Annotated in this window: 11 protein-coding genes and 1 riboswitch; of the genes, 4 read left to right on the top strand and 7 right to left on the bottom strand. The window is 65.7% G+C overall.

Annotation, left to right across the window (positions count from 1 at the left end; genetic code table 11):
- Nucleotides 1–12: 12 nt before the first annotated feature.
- The gene (locus ACTYOL_RS10775) at nucleotides 13–2,208 is read left to right on the top strand and encodes an LTA synthase family protein (protein WP_444758143.1); all 2,196 of its coding nucleotides are present in this window, start codon (nucleotides 13–15) and stop codon (nucleotides 2,206–2,208) included.
- Nucleotides 2,209–2,264: 56 nt separating this feature from the next.
- Here the strand turns inward: ACTYOL_RS10775 and ACTYOL_RS10770 are convergent, their stop codons facing one another.
- Nucleotides 2,265–3,590 (bottom strand): sigma-54 dependent transcriptional regulator, encoded by a 1,326-nt coding sequence (locus ACTYOL_RS10770; RefSeq protein ID WP_125930165.1) that lies wholly within the window; start codon nucleotides 3,588–3,590, stop codon nucleotides 2,265–2,267.
- Nucleotides 3,591–3,922: 332 nt separating this feature from the next.
- On the opposite strand from ACTYOL_RS10770, the gene ACTYOL_RS10765 reads away from it, so the two are divergent.
- Nucleotides 3,923–4,192, top strand: a complete 270-nt coding sequence (locus ACTYOL_RS10765) for a hypothetical protein (protein WP_054893924.1) — start codon at nucleotides 3,923–3,925, stop codon at nucleotides 4,190–4,192.
- A 102-nt stretch (nucleotides 4,193–4,294) separates the two neighbouring features.
- Here the strand turns inward: ACTYOL_RS10765 and ACTYOL_RS10760 are convergent, their stop codons facing one another.
- From ACTYOL_RS10760 to ACTYOL_RS10740, 5 genes are all read right to left on the bottom strand, one after another.
- On the bottom strand, nucleotides 4,295–4,909 hold the full coding sequence (locus ACTYOL_RS10760) for a vWA domain-containing protein (protein ID WP_444758142.1): 615 nt from the start codon (nucleotides 4,907–4,909) through the stop codon (nucleotides 4,295–4,297).
- Nucleotides 4,910–4,962: 53 nt separating this feature from the next.
- Entirely contained in the window at nucleotides 4,963–5,961 is a 999-nt protein-coding gene (locus ACTYOL_RS10755) for an ATP-binding protein (RefSeq protein WP_444757905.1), read from the bottom strand.
- Between the two features lies 1 nt (nucleotide 5,962).
- Nucleotides 5,963–9,712: a cobaltochelatase subunit CobN gene (cobN, locus tag ACTYOL_RS10750; protein ID WP_444757904.1), complete on the bottom strand. Its 3,750-nt coding sequence runs from the start codon at nucleotides 9,710–9,712 to the stop codon at nucleotides 5,963–5,965.
- Between the two features lie 3 nt (nucleotides 9,713–9,715).
- Nucleotides 9,716–10,783: a cobalamin biosynthesis protein CobW gene (gene cobW / locus ACTYOL_RS10745; RefSeq protein ID WP_054893920.1), complete on the bottom strand. Its 1,068-nt coding sequence runs from the start codon at nucleotides 10,781–10,783 to the stop codon at nucleotides 9,716–9,718.
- A 99-nt stretch (nucleotides 10,784–10,882) separates the two neighbouring features.
- Nucleotides 10,883–11,080, bottom strand: a riboswitch (cobalamin riboswitch).
- Between the two features lie 45 nt (nucleotides 11,081–11,125).
- A complete protein-coding gene (locus tag ACTYOL_RS10740) occupies nucleotides 11,126–12,007 on the bottom strand; it encodes a LysR substrate-binding domain-containing protein (RefSeq protein WP_054893919.1) in 882 nt (293 codons plus the stop codon).
- A 163-nt stretch (nucleotides 12,008–12,170) separates the two neighbouring features.
- Between ACTYOL_RS10740 and ACTYOL_RS10735 the strand changes: the two genes are divergently transcribed.
- Entirely contained in the window at nucleotides 12,171–12,818 is a 648-nt protein-coding gene (locus tag ACTYOL_RS10735; RefSeq protein WP_200603491.1) for an ankyrin repeat domain-containing protein, read from the top strand.
- Between the two features lie 114 nt (nucleotides 12,819–12,932).
- Here ACTYOL_RS10735 and pobA read toward each other — a convergent pair whose 3' ends face one another.
- Nucleotides 12,933–14,120: a 4-hydroxybenzoate 3-monooxygenase gene (pobA, locus tag ACTYOL_RS10730; RefSeq protein ID WP_197889517.1), complete on the bottom strand. Its 1,188-nt coding sequence runs from the start codon at nucleotides 14,118–14,120 to the stop codon at nucleotides 12,933–12,935.
- Nucleotides 14,121–14,285: 165 nt separating this feature from the next.
- Here pobA and ACTYOL_RS10725 point away from each other — a divergent pair, with 165 nt between their 5' ends.
- Nucleotides 14,286–15,170: a helix-turn-helix domain-containing protein gene (locus ACTYOL_RS10725; RefSeq protein ID WP_444757903.1), complete on the top strand. Its 885-nt coding sequence runs from the start codon at nucleotides 14,286–14,288 to the stop codon at nucleotides 15,168–15,170.
- Nucleotides 15,171–15,195 lie beyond the last annotated feature (25 nt).

Below are 15,195 nucleotides of genomic sequence, written 5' to 3'. Positions count from 1 at the left end.
TTCGTGAAGAACATGCTTGGCCATCCCCGCGCTCGGCTCGCCACCCTGGCAGTGCTGGTCGTGGTGATCCCCCTGGCCGCCCGCGCACTGCTGGGTTGGTCCGATCCGCTGGGGTACCTGTCGGACCTGGCGATCGGCATCCTGCTGGTACTGCTGTTGCAGCGCAGCCCCTGGTGGCTGGCACTGCCGGTGCTGCTGGCATGGGGTGGGCTGCTGGTGGCTTCGGCCGAGCTGGTCAGTGCCGTCGGGCGCCTGCCGAACAGCAGCGATCTGGGCTATCTGTTCGACCCACAGTTCATGGAAAACTCCACCGGCGGAGCCCTTGCTCATCCCTGGCTGCCCTGGACCCTCGGTGCCGCCCTTTCAGCCTGGCTGCTGACCCGCTGGCTGCAGCGCGGCCAACCCGCTCCGGCGTTGCCACGCGCGGCCTGGGCCGCCCCTGCAGTACTGCTTGCCGCGCACTGGGGTAGCGAGCACCTGATACCGTCCGATGCCGACCAGTGGCGTCAGTACAACCTGTCCCATCAACTGCTCTCGGCAGGCACCAGCGACCTGCAACTCAAGGCACAGGCCTGGCTGGGCCACGACCTGACGGTCACACCGCTGCCCAGCGCCGGCCTGACCCAGGCCGACCTCGACGGCCGCAGGCTGTTCGAAGCCCCCGGCAGTGCACGCAACCTGCTGGTCATCACCCTCGAAGGGATTCCCGGCGCCTATCTGCGCGCCAACCGGCAAGCCCTGCACAGCCGTTTCGATGACGACCTGATGCCAAACCTCAGCCGCTGGGCCGACCGCGGCATGAACACCCCCGACTATGTCCTGCACACCCACCAGACCATTCGTGGCCTGTACGCCATGCTCTGCGGCGATTACGACAAGCTCGCCAACGGCACGCCCAAGGGTGTCGAGCTGCTGACCCAGGACTTGCGCAACCAGGCCTGCCTGCCCGCACAACTGCGCCAGGCCGGCTTCAGCACCCACTACCTGCAGGGCGCCGGCCTGCGCTTCATGGCCAAGGACCGAATCATGCCGCACATCGGCTTCGACTCGGTGCACGGCCTTGAGTGGTTCCGCAACGACAACTACCTCGAGTTCCCCTGGGGCAAGGACGACAAGGCCTTCTTCGAGGGCGCGCTGGGCTATGTCGGTGAGCTGCGCAAACAGCGCCAGCCATGGATGCTGACCCTGCTCACGGTCGGCACCCACCAGCCCTACTCCGCACCAGACGATTACCTGCAACGCTACGACAGCGCCAAACAGGCGGCGGTCGCCTACCTGGACGACGCCCTGGGCGCGTTCCTCGACACCCTGGAGCGCCAGGGCGTGCTCAAGGACACCCTGGTGGTCATCACTTCGGACGAGTCCCACGGCATCGACGGGGTGCGCCTGGCCTCGTCCTGGGGCTTCAACCTCACCCTCGCCCCCGAGCAGGCGCAGTTGCCGAAGATCAAGCACGGCACCTACGGCCATGTCGACCTTGCCACTTCGCTGCTCGACTACTTCGCGCTGCCGATTCCCGCCGCCCTGGCCGGTCGCTCGCTGTACCGCGACTACGACAGCGGCCGGGAAATGATCTCTTTCACCAACGGCATGCTGCGTTACCACGATGGCCGCGGCACCTTCAGCGAATGCGACTTCCAGCAACGCTGCCGACGCTACGCAAGCGAGGGATTCCTCGCCGACCAGGCGCAGTTCCTCGGCCGCGGCGAAGCCTCGCTGGGGCGCCAGATCACAGCGCTGGCCGGCGTGCTGGACCAATCGTTGCTGCAAACCCCGTTGAACCTGCGCTACCAATTTGGCGGGCCGTCGGCCATTCCTCTGCACAAGCGCATTCGTGATGACTGGGCCGACAATCTGATCGGCGCGCAGTACCTGGAAATGCCCCAAGGTTCGCACACCCGGGTGCGGGTCAAGGTGCGCTCGCTCGACCCTGCCCACCGGGCGCACATCCAGCTCAAGGCCAAGCAGCAGGAACAGGACGTACCGCTGGGGTTGCCCGAGGAGATCCTGGTCACGGCCGACCAGCCGATGGAGCTGGAGTTCGGCTTCGACAACCCCATCGAGCGCAAGGCGTTCTCCTTCCACCTGCTCGGCTATGGCGGGGGTGAAGTGGAAGTCAGCGATTTCAGCGTGATCACCGCCCTGCCGGGAGAAGAGGACGTGATCGAGGAAATACAGGACGACGGCCACATCGCGCAGTCGAGTTGAATCAAAAGCGGCGTGATCCGTGCCAGGCATCGCGGTGTCCTTTTCGCGGGCAGGATTCAGCGGATCTGATGCTTGTGCAGCAAGCGGTAGAAGGTCGGTCGGGAAACCCCCAGCACCTTCGCCGCGATGCTCATGTTGTCACTGTGGCGGTTGAGCACATCGCACAGTGCCTGGCGCTCAGCCCGGTGCTTGTAGTCTTCCAGCGTCCCTAGCGGAGCGTCGGCTTCCTCCAGCACCTGCAACCCCAGGTCCTGCGCCTCGATCTGCCGCCCCTCGGCCAGCACCAGTCCGCGACGTACACGGTTGGCCAGTTCGCGTACGTTGCCGGGCCACTCGTGGCGCCCCATGGCCGCCAGGGCATTGTCGCTGAACGAACGCGGCCGTCGCCCGGTTTCCAGGCTGTAGAAATGCGAGAAATGGCTGGCCAGCATCGACAGGTCACCGTGGCGGTCGCGCAGAGGCGCAGTCACCACTTGCAGAACATTGAGCCGGTAGTACAGGTCTTCACGAAACCTGCCACGCTCGATCGCCTGCTCCAGGTCCACGTGGGTCGCCGCCAGCACCCGCGCATCCACCGGAATCGGCTGGCTACCGCCGACGCGCTCGATGTGCTTTTCCTGCAGAAAACGCAGCAGATTGGCCTGCAACTCCAGAGGCAGGTCGCCAATCTCGTCGAGGAACAGCGTACCGCCGTGCGCCGCCTCGATACGCCCGACCTTGCGTTGATGCGCGCCGGTAAAGGCACCTTTCTCGTGGCCAAACAGCTCGGACTGGATCAGATGCTCGGGGATAGCCCCGCAATTGATGGCAATGAATGGCTTGTCATGCCGCTGCGACTGACGATGCAGCGTACGCGCCACCAACTCCTTGCCGGTGCCGCTCTCGCCACGGATCAGTACGGGCGACTCGGTCGGCGCCAGCTTGCCGAGCAGCTTGCGCAACTCGCGGATGGGTCGGCTCTCGCCGAGCAGTTCGTGCTCGGGCTCATCGACCCGCACTGCCCCCTTGCCCCGCAGGCGCGCCATGCCGAACGCCCGCCCGAGGGTGACCTGCACCCGGGAAACATCGAATGGCAGGGTATGGAAGTCGAAGAACCACTCACAGACGAAATCGCCGACGTTCTGCATGCGCAACTCTTCGGCGCTGAGCACGGCGATCCATTCGGTATTGCTACGCTTGATCAGATCCTTGACGGCATCCTGGTGACGCAGGTGCGAGGCCTGCAATCGCAACAGGCCGACGTCACAAGGATGTTCGAGCGCAGCACCCAGGGTGCAACTGCGCACATCCCAACCGGCGCCCCGCAGGCCCGGCAGTAGACGGTGGCAATCGTCGCAGGGGTCGACAATCAGCAGACGGCGTTGGGATGCAGGTTCAAGCATGACCTATCCTTGGCGCCAATTTTCAGTTTTTTAATTAGAAACAGTAAGTTGCGGCGCCCGAATTAACAGTAGCAACGAACCTGACGGTGCCCACTACCGTTTGTCTGCCAAATGCCGTCACACAAAGCGAACCTGGAATTTTTGCCAATAACCGGCGTCACAGGCGGCACATACAACGGATAACTTTTACCGTTATAAAAAAATTTTCGACTGCCATGTGACTTCACCCACGACCCGGAGCATCAGTACCAATAACCCCGCGCTGCAATCGTTCATTTCTTTACCCGCGCGGACACACATTTGCTGTTTGGGACTACAAGAGAGACCGAACCATGAATGCCCCGCTCCGTGTCAACGAAGCACTGCTGATCGCCGACCACGCCTTCGAACCCTTCCAGTGCGTTGCCTGGGATGCACCCAACGGTACTGGTGAACTGAGCCTGGCAGTGATCGACCGGACCAGCACCCGCATCGGCAGCAAGCAGGTATCCTCGCGCATCTATTCGGACCCTGCGCAATGGGCCAGCCTGATCGAGGAAGTCCGCGCCGAGCTGTTCGAAAAAGGCTACGACCTGCAACCCTGGTCCATGCCCAAGGCATAACTTGCCGACGCACAGGTGCGCGTCTTGTCGCGCACTTGTGCAACTTTCCCCCTGCCGCTTCGGCAACTTTCAGTTTGTGCGACTTATTGTCGCGCGCCCACTTTATTCAACAACGCTGAACTGCTCGACATGCTGGTAATCCGCCTGCAGTTGCGCAGCGAGTTGCCGTGCCCGCCCCAGGCGCACCGGCGCCGTTTCGATATCGACCAGCACGCAGGCACAGGGCATGGGCTGCACAGGCTTCCAGCGTTGCAGGCGACCGTCGGTCAGCACCAGGCAGCGCTGGACCTCCCCGGGGTGCGCTTTGCCACGGCGCAGCAACCACTGGCGCGCCTCTTCCAGGGCCGCGAGCAACGGCGTGCCGCCCCCCGCCCCGAGCGCACGCAGCCAGGGCTGAAGCGCAGCCGAGGCCTTCAGGCCATGACGCTGCCACTGAGGCGTGCTGCCGCTGGCGGTCAGCAACGCCAGGCGCGCACGCTGGCGGTAGGCCTGGTCGAAGAAGGTCTCGAGCAGCCCCTTGGCTTGCGCAAGGGATTGGTGGCGACGGGTTGACGCCGACGCATCGACGATCACCAACCACAGTTCCGGCGCTTGCCCACGGCGTTGCTGCCAGCGCAGGTCCTCGACGCGACGCGGCCGCCCCTTGAGCAGTGTCGACACCCAGGCGACCCGACCGTCAGCGGCTGCACGGGCGCGTCCACGGCTGGCACCTGTCAGTTTTCCGGCACGGGGCCTGGCATCCGCCGCTGAACCACTTCGTGCGCGGATGCTCAGGGCTTTTTTGCCCAGTTCGGCACCTCACGCCGGGCACCTGCGCTCACCGGTTGTGCCTCCATTGCCCCCCAGTCACCTTGTCCACTCGGGTCTTGCGACTGCTGGCCGCCCTGAGGTGGCGTGTTCGAGCCAGCGGGCGGCTCTGCGCTACGGCGGCGATGGCGCAAGGCAAATTCGGCCACAGCCTCTACATCTTCCTCGCCGATGGTCGCAGAACCGCGCCACGCGGCATGGGCGCGTGCCGCCCGCAACCAGACCAGGTCGGCACGCAGGCCATCGACACCCGCAGCGAAACAACGCTCGGTGATCCAGGCCAGCGCCTGGTCGTCCAGGGCAATGGCCGGCAGGCGCTCACGCGCGTGCTGGCAGCGGTCGCGCAACTGCGCCTGGGCCGCTGCCCACTGCGCGCAGAAGGCCTCGGGGTCGCTGTCGAATGCCAGGCGGCGGCGGATGATCTGCTGACGGTCGTTCGGCTCAGGCGCGCCTTCAAGGGCGATGTTCAAGCCGAAACGGTCGAGCAACTGCGGACGCAGCTCGCCCTCTTCCGGATTCATGGTGCCGATCAGCACGAAACGCGCGGCGTGACGGTGCGAGATGCCGTCGCGCTCGACACGGTTGGTGCCGCTGGCCGCCACATCCAGCAGCAGGTCCACCAGTGGGTCGGGCAGCAGGTTGACCTCATCCACATAGAGCACCCCACCATCCGCCTGGGCCAGCACGCCCGCCGAGAAGCGTGCCTTGCCCTGCCCCAGCGCAGCATCAAGATCCAGAGTACCGACCAGCCGCTCTTCGGTCGCGCCCAGCGGCAGGGTCACGAAAGGGCCTGCGCCGAGCAGGTCGGCCAGGCCCCGGGCCAAGGTGCTCTTGGCCATGCCACGCGGACCTTCGATCAGCACACCGCCGATCTTCGGGTCGATGGCGGTCAGGCACAGGGCCAGCTTGAGGTCTTCGGCACCGACCACGGCGGCCAGGGGGAACTGCAGGGGTTCGGTCATTTCAGGCTTCTTCCTCGCCGTCGAGCAACTGCTGCTCGAGGGCCTCGCGGTAATCGCCCGGCGCCTGCCACAGACCACGCTGCTGGGCTTCCAGCAACCGTTCGGTCAGATCGTGCAAGGCGTGCGGGTTATGCTCGCGCATGAATGCTCGGGTCGCCGGATCGAGCACGTAGGCATCGGCCAGCGACTGGTAATGGTGATCGTCAATCAGGTGAGTAGTGGCATCGAAGGCGAACAGGTTGTCGACCGTCGCCGCCAGTTCGAAGGCACCTTTATAGCCGTGACGCTTGACCCCGTCGATCCATTTCGGGTTCAGCGCACGCGCGCGGATCACCCGGTTCAGCTCCTCCTTGAGGGTGCGGATACGCGGGCGATCGACCTGGCTGTGGTCGCCGTGGTAGCTGGCGACCGTGGCGCCGGCCAGGGTTTCGGCAGCTGCGAGCATGCCGCCCTGGAACTGGTAGTAGTCGTTGGAGTCGAGCAGGTCGTGCTCGTGGTTGTCCTGGTTCTGCAACACCGCCTGGACCTGCCCCAGGCGCTGGGCGAACTGGGCCCGTGCCGGCGTGCCTTCATCGGCAGCACCATAGGCATAGCCGCCATGGTTGAGGTAGACCTCGGCCAAGTCGGCGCGCCCCTGCCAGAGGCGTCCGTCGATGGCGTTCTGCACACCCGCGCCATAGGCACCCGGCTTGGCGCCGAACACCCGCCAACCCGCCTGACGCGAGGCCTGCTCGGCATCGACACCCTGCGCCAGCAGCGCCGCGCGCTCGGCACGCACGCGGGCAGCCAACGGATTGAGGTCGTCCGGCTCATCCAGCGCCGCCACGGCCTGTACCGCCGCGTCGAACAGGCGGATCAGGTTGCCGAAGGCGTCGCGGAAGAACCCCGACACGCGCAAGGTTACATCGACCCGCGGACGATCGAGCAGGCTCAGGGGCAGGATTTCGAAGTCATCGACCCGCTGGCTGCCGGTGGCCCATACCGGCCTCACCCCCATCAGTGCCATGGCCTGGGCGATGTCGTCACCGCCGGTGCGCATGGTCGCCGTGCCCCAGACCGACAGCCCGAGCTGGCGCAAGTGATCACCATGTTCCTGCAGGTGGCGCTCGAGGATCAGGCTGGCGGAGGCAAAGCCCAGGCGCCAGGCCGTGGTGGTGGGCAGGTTGCGCACATCCACGGTGTAGAAGTTGCGTCCGGTGGGCAGCACGTCCAGACGCCCGCGACTCGGTGCGCCGCTGGGGCCTGCCGGCACAAAACGCCCGGCCAGGGCCGCGAGCAGGCCGTCGATCTCGGCGGCGCCACAGGCATCCAGGTTCGGCGCGACTTCGTCGGCGAGCGCCTGCAGCACGGTATGCACCGCCTGCCATTGCGCAGTATCGGGTACTGCCAGGCGCCCTTCGATCAGGGCCAGGGCGAGTATCTCCAGACGTTCACGGGTATCGCCCTGGGTGCGCCACAACGCAGCATCCAGCGCCTGCAGCAGCTCGGGACGCGGCCCTTGCCAAGCCTGGCCAAGATCGCAGTCCAGCGGGTCGAAGGCCAGTTCCAGAGCACGTGCCAGCGCGCGCAGCAGGCTGGCATTGCCGCCGCGGCCGTCACCACGATCGACCCGCAGCAGCGCCAGCAGCGTATCGCTGCGCAGGCGCCCTTGCGGCGACTGGCCGAAGACATGCAAGCCATCGCGAATCTGCGACTCTTTCAAGTCGCATAAATAAGTGTCCAGGCGCGGCAGCCAGACAGCCGCATCGTCCAGTTGCCCTTCGAGCTGCAGGTCACGGTCGATATGGTTGGCCTTGACCAGCTCGAGAATGTCGCGCTGCAGCTCGCGGGCGCGGCGCGGGTCGAGCAGTTGCGCCTCGTAGTATTCGTCGGCCAGCTGCTCCAGATGCCGCAGCGGCCCGTAGGTTTCGGCGCGGGTCAGCGGCGGCATCAGGTGATCGATGATCACCGCCTGGGTGCGGCGCTTGGCCTGGGCACCTTCACCGGGATCGTTGACGATGAACGGGTAGATGTTCGGCAGTGGGCCGAGCAGCGCATCCGGCCAGCACTCGGCGGACAGTCCGACGCCCTTGCCGGGCAGCCACTCCAGGTTGCCGTGCTTGCCGACATGGATCAGCGCATCGGCGGCAAAGCCGTTGCGCAACCAGAAATGGAACGCCAGGTAGCCGTGCGGCGGCACCAGGTCCGGGTCGTGATACACCGCGCTCGGGTCTACCTGGTAGCCCCGGGCCGGCTGGATGCCGACGAAGGTCAGGCCGTAGCGCAGACCGGCGATCATCATCCGGCCGTTGCGGAACATCGGGTCTTGCTCGGGCGAGCCCCAGCGTTGGCGCACTGCCTGCTGGTTGGCCTCGGGCAGGCAGGCGAAGGCCGCGAGGTAGTCGTCCAGGGACAGGCTCTGGGCACAGGGACGCTGGTCGAGGTGGTCCAGGTCGTTGGTCACGCCGCCGAGCAGTTCGTGGATCAGCGCCGTGCCCGTCTGCGGCAGGCCCGCAACCGGGTAGCCCTCGGCCTGCAGGGCATGCAGGATGTTGAGCGCGGCGCCCGGCGTGTCGAGCCCTACGCCATTGCCGATACGCCCGTCGCGGGTCGGATAGTTGGCCAGCACCAGCGCCACACGCTTCTGGGCATTGGGCAGTCGCGCCAGCTCGACCCAGCGCCGCGCCAGTTCGGCGACGAAATCCATGCGTTCGGGATGGGCCTTGTAGCAGACCACATCGGACTGGCTGCGCTCGCTGCGCCAGGCCAGGTCCTTGAAGCTGACCGGCCGGGTGATGATGCGCCCGTCCAGCTCCGGCAAGGCGATGTGCATCGCCAGGTCGCGCGCGCCCAAGCCCTGCTCGCTGGCTTCCCAGCCGGGCTGGTTGTCCTGGGCGCAGATCGCCTGCAACACCGGCACGTCGCGGCGCAGCGGGCGCAGGTTGGGCCGCTCCGGGCTGGACAAGGCAAAGCCTGTGGTGTTGATCACCACCTCGGCGTCGACCTCGTCGAGCCACGCCTCGACCTGTTCCAGACAGGCCGACTCCTTGAGGCTGGCGACTGCGATCGGCAATGGGTTCAGCCCTGCCGCCTGCAAGCGCTGGCAGAACACATCGATGAACGCGGTGTTGGCGGCCTGCAGGTGCGACCGGTAGAACAGGATCGGCGCCACCGGATGCTCCGGGTGCCACTCGGGGAACCAGTCTTCAAGCCCCGCACTGGGCTTGCCGGGGTGGTAGACCGTGGTGCGCGGCAGCGGCTGGGGTTCGTCCCAGGCATAGTCGCGCCCCAGCCACTGGCTGGCCAGGCAATTGAACAGGTTGACCGCATTGGCCTTGCCGCCCTGGCGCAGGTAGTGCCAGAGCCGCTCGGCCTGCTCGGTCGGCACCGTGCCCAACTGCGTCAGCTCAGGGTCGGGGCGGTCATCGCCGGGCACCAGGATCAACTGCACGCCACGCGCCGCGAGTTCGACCAACTGTTCTACGCCATAGCGCCAGTAGCCGACACCGCCGTGCAGCGACACCAGGATCACCTTGGCGTGACGCAACACCTCGTCGATGTACAAGTCGACGGAGGCGTGGTTCTGCACCTGCATGGGGTTGGCCAGGCGCAGGCTGGGGAAATCGTCCGGCAACTGCTCGGCGGTTTCGGCGAGCAGTGCCAGGTGAGAGTCGCCGCTGCAGAGAATCACCAGCTCGGCGGGCGTCTGGCCAAGGTCGGCAATGCTGTCGTCCGGCACGAAGCCGCCGGGCTGGGTCCGCAGCAGGTGCATGGATCAGGCGCCCAGGGCCTGGCGCAGGCGCGCTTCCAACTGTGCCGCGTCGAGGTCCTGACCGATCAGCACCAGACGGGTGATGCGCGGCTCGTCGCTGCGCCAGGCGCGGTCGAAGTGCTTGTCGAAGCGCGTGCCCACACCTTGGATCAACAGGCGCATCGGCTTGCCGGGGATCGCGGCAAAACCTTTGGCACGCAGGATGCCGAACTCGGTGACCAGTTGCGTCAGGGCATCGAGCAGCAGGCTTTCGTCCGCTTCAGGCAGGTCGATGGAGATGGAGTCGAAGGCGTCATGATCATGATCGTCATGATCGTCGCCGTCGTGGTGCGAATCGTGGTGGGTGCGACGGCCATCGATATGCACTTCGGACTCGGCCCCTACGCCCAGCAACACATCCAGCGGCAGGCGACCGCTGCTGGCCTCGATCACCTTGACGGCCGGCGGCAGTTCTTCGGCGACTTCGGCGCGGACCTTGGCCAGGCCCTCGGCGTCGATCAGGTCAGCCTTGTTCAGCACCACCAGATCGGCACTGGCCAGCTGGTCGGCGAACAGCTCGTGCAGCGGGGATTCGTGGTCCAGGTTGGGGTCCAGCTTGCGCTGGGCGTCGACCTGGTCCGGGTAGGCGGCGAAGGTGCCGGCGGCCACGGCCGGGCTGTCGACCACGGTGATCACCGCATCGACGGTGCAGGCATTGCGGATTTCCGGCCACTGGAAGGCTTGCACCAGCGGTTTGGGCAAGGCCAGGCCACTGGTCTCGATGAGAATGTGGTCCAGGTCACCGCGACGGGCGACCAGCTCACGCATCACCGGGAAGAACTCTTCCTGCACGGTGCAGCACAGGCAGCCGTTGGCCAGCTCATAGACGCGGCCGTTGGCCTCTTCCTCGGTGCAGCCGATGCTGCACTGCTTGAGGATTTCGCCGTCGATACCCAACTCGCCAAACTCGTTGACGATGACCGCGATGCGTCGCCCCTGGGCGTTGTCGAGCATGTGGCGAAGCAAGGTGGTCTTGCCCGAGCCGAGGAAGCCGGTGACGATGGTGACGGGAAGTTTGGCCAGTGTTTTCATGTGGCGATGCCCTTGGCAGCAATGGTGCGGGCATGCGGGACGAAAGCCGCGGCCGACCGGCCGGACTCGCTCGCCACCGGATCACCCCGCCCGGTTGAAAGTCGAAAACGTTGCGAGGCAGGTCTCCTGGCTTGCACTGCACGACGTCCAGCCGTCAGGGCGACGCCTTCCCGCGCGTGGGCGCAGTGGCTGTGTCGAACCTGTTCAGTGCTTACAGTTGCGGGGGCAGCCGCGGCTTGTACCGCGTTCCCGTCTTAGCTCCGGCAGCGCCGGAGAACCTCGAAGCGGCAAGGCTACGCAGTGGTGCGCAGGTGGTCAACCGTCTGACGCTGATCGGAGCCTTCAGATGCCATCCCCGGCCAGCAGCTCGGTCAGCACCTGCGCCAGGGCCTTGACCATCACGTCGGCCGTTGGCCGGTGGACGATGACGATCTCGTAGCTGTCCACCTCCGGCAAACCTTGCGCCGCCCCCAGCACCCGGTGCTCGGCGGTGGCCGCGCGCGGCGGCAGCAGGCTCACGCCCATGCCGTCGGCCACCGCGGCCTGGATCCCGGACAGGCTGGAGCTGGTGAAGCTGATTCGCCAACGGCGGCCCATGCCTTCGATGGCATGGATCATGTCTTCGCGGTACAGCCCGCGCGGCGGAAAGGTGACCAAGGGTACCGGGTCAAGCTCGAAGGCCGGCATGCGTACGCTGTCGATCCATTGCAGACGCTCGGGCCAGCAGGACACGCCCTCGCGGCTGTTGCGTCGCTGCTTGAGCAGCACCAGGTCGAGTTCGCCATTGTCGTAGGCCTGGCTCAGGTCGCGGCACAGACCGCTGGTGACTTCCAGCTTGACCTGCGGGTGCAGGCGGCTGAACGCCGACAGCGCATTGGTGGTTCGCCCGCCGACGAAGTCTTCGGGCACGCCAAGGCGCACGGTGACGCCAACCATGGCCCCGGCCAGGGCCTCGAGCATCTGGTCGTTCAGCGCCAGCATGTGCCTGGCATAGCCAAGCAGCGTCTGCCCGGCGTCGGTGGGCAGCACGTCGCGATTGCCACGCACCAGCAGGCGATGGCCGACCATCTCCTCGAGGCGTCGCACCTTCTGGCTGATGGTCGACTGGGTCGAATGCAGGCGCGCTGCAGCCGTGGTGAAGCTGCCGCAATCGGCGACCACGACGATGGCGCGCAACAGGTCGAGGTCGAACAGAGCCCTATTCGGTTTTACGCTGATGGACATGAGGGTATTCGGTTTTCAAATGACGAGCCTGACTTCTAGCATGGCCCTTCACGCCGGGCAACGTTGATGCATTCGGAAATCCACTACCGGTCATCCAGATAATTCGTTTCAGTCGCCGGCAACTTTTTCCCTAGGATGAGGTTTTGCCTCAGGAGCCCCACGCATGCGCCACACCCTCGCCGCCTGCCTGCTGGCCTTCACCTGCCTTGCCGCCCACGCCGAGACCACCTCCATGGATACCCGCCTGCTTTATGCCGCCCAGCGCAACGATGCACCTGCCATCCGTCGCTTGCTCAAGGAACCACTGGCGCTCGACAGCCGCGATGGCCAAGGGCGCACGCCCCTGCTGGCGGCGACCCAAGGCAACCATATCGACGCGGCCAAAGTGCTGATCGAAGCCGGCGCCGATGTCAACGCCAAGGACAACATCCACGACAGCCCCTACCTGTATGCCGGTGCCCGCGGCCTGAACGAGATCCTGCGCCTGACCCTGGCCCACGGCGCCGACCTCGCCAGCACCAACCGCTACGGCGGCACCGCGCTGATCCCGGCGGCCGAGCGTGGTCATGTGGAAACGGTGCAGATATTGATCGACGCGGGCGTGGACGTGAACCACCTCAACCGGTTGCACTGGACCGCCTTGCTGGAGGCAGTGATCCTTGGCGACGGCGGCCCGCGCCATGTGGACATCGTGCGTCGGCTGCTGGCGGCAGGCGCGGACCCTGCGATTGCCGACAAGGATGGCGTGACGGCGCTGGAGCATGCGCGCGCACGCGGGTATACAGAGATGGTGGCGATGCTGGAGCGTTGATGAAGCGCTGGCCCGTGCCAAGTGCACCGCGCTGCCTGGCACGGGCTACGCCCGTGTTCGCGGGACAAGCCCGCTCCCACAGGGATTGGGCTGAATAAGGTGTTCGCAAGCCCGCTACTCCACCGCCTCGTACGGCAAGCCCACATAATTCTCGGCAATGTTCACCAGGCCGGCCTCGGACGACAGGAAGTACTCCCGGTCGGCCTCCTGCATCTTCTGGTCCCAGGCATCCTTGTGCTCGCCAAAATCATGCAGCAGCTGGGTCATGAACCAACTGAAACGCTCGCCCTTCCAGACCCGCCGCAGCGCCAGCGGTGAGTAGCGCTCCAGCAGGTCGGTGCGGCCTTCGCGGTAGACCTTGACCAGGATGCGATACAGGTAGTTGACATCCGAGGCTGCCAAGTTCAGGCCCTTGGCCCCGGTCGGTGGCACGATATGCGCCGCATCCCCCACCAGGAACAGGTGCCCGTACTGCATCGGCTCGACCACCAGGCTGCGCAGCGGCGCGATGCTCTTTTCCAGCGCGGGGCCGGTGACCAGGCGCGCGGCGACGTCCTCGGGCAGACGCGCCCTGAGTTCGTCCCAGAAACGTGCATCGGGCCAGTTCTCCACCCGCTCGTCCAGCGGCACCTGCAGGTAGTATCGGCTGCGGGTGGTGGAGCGCTGGCTGCACAACACGAAACCACGATCATGATACGCATAGATCAGCTCGTGGTTGACCGGCGGGGTATCGGCCAGCAACCCCAGCCAACCAAACGGATAGACCCGCTCGTACTGCTTGAGCACGCCCTGTGGAATGCTCTGGCGCGAAACGCCATGAAAACCGTCGCAACCCGCGATGTAATCGCACTCGACGCGGTGCAACTGGCCGTCCTTCTCGTAGGTCACGTAGGGCCGCTCGTCCTTGAGCCCGTGCGGCTGCACGTTGCTCGCGCCATACACGATCGGCGCCCCGCTCTGCTCGCGGGCCTGCATGAGGTCGCGGGTGACTTCGGTCTGGCCGTACACCATCACCGTCTTGCCGCCGGTCAGGGCCTTGAGGTCCAGGCGCTGGCGGCGCCCTGCCACCAACAGTTCGACACCCTCGTGCACCAGCCCCTCACGGTCCATGCGCGCCGATACCCCGGCCTCGCGCAGCAGGTCAACGGTGCCCTGCTCCAGCACACCGGCGCGGATACGGCCAAGCACGTACTCAGGGGTCTGGCGTTCGAGAATGAGCGTGTCGATGCCCGCCTTGTGCAGCAGTTGACCAAGCAGCAGGCCAGAAGGGCCGGCGCCAATGATTGCAACCTGGGTTTTCATTGTTGTTGTCTCGCCTTGTCGATGCCGTACTGGCGGCAGCCGGCATACGTTATTCGGGTTAGCCCCTGCATTTTTACTGGCGCAAAAAGCTGAAAAGGTGTCATATCCGATGGAAAATCTGCACTTTTCAAAATTCCGTGCGATCAGCGCACAGGTGTCCCGACCATGAAATTCTCCCTTCCCGGCGTACCGCTGTTTCAGCTCTATGGCGAGAACCACGCCTGGCCCGGCACCGATCTGCTGCACTGCGAATCGATCCCCGCACGCAGCCGCCTGCACCACTGGGAAATCAAGCCGCACCAGCATGCCGAACTGTTCCAGTTGCTCTACGTGCAGCGCGGGCACGCGCTGGTGGAAATCGAAGGTCGACGCAGCGAGATCCACGAGGCGGCGATCCAGGTGGTACCACCGCTGACGGTGCATGGCTTTCGCTTCAGCGCCGACATCCAGGGCCATGTACTGACCTTCGGTACGGCGCTGGTGGCCGACCTCGAGCAGCGCCTGGGTGCGCCACTGGCGGTGCTGGCATCGGCGGCCTGCTACCCGCTGGGCCGCGACCGCACGCGCCTGCGCGGGCTGATCGACACCTTGCAGCAGGAGTACCAGGGCAGCGCACCCGCTCGCGCCGCCATGCTGCAGGCGCTGGTGACCGCCCTGATGGTGTGGATCAGCCGCCGCCAGCAACTGGGCCAGGCACCGCGCAACCGCGACGAGCGCGACCGCCACCTGCTCGGGCACTACCTGCGCCTGGTCGAAGCGCATTACCGCCAGCACCTGTCGGTCGATGAGTTCGCTGCACGGCTGGGCATCACCAGCCTGCAGCTCAACCAGCTGTGCCGCGCGCTGAGCGGGCAGACCGCGCTGCAGGTGATCCACCAGCGCCTGCTGCTCGAAGCGCGGCGCAACCTGACCTACACACGCATGAGCATCGGCCAGTTGTCCGACAGCCTGGGTTTCAGCGATCCCACCTACTTCGCACGCTTCTTCAAACGTCTCAGCGGCCAAACCCCCAATGCCTACCGACGCAGCGGCACTGCGCAATCACCTTGACGTATACGTCAACCTGCCTTTAGCT

Source organism: Pseudomonas sp. A014 (assembly GCF_052378495.1).
GTDB lineage: Bacteria > Pseudomonadota > Gammaproteobacteria > Pseudomonadales > Pseudomonadaceae > Aquipseudomonas > Aquipseudomonas machongensis.
This window is presented reverse-complemented; position numbering and strand designations above follow the sequence as displayed.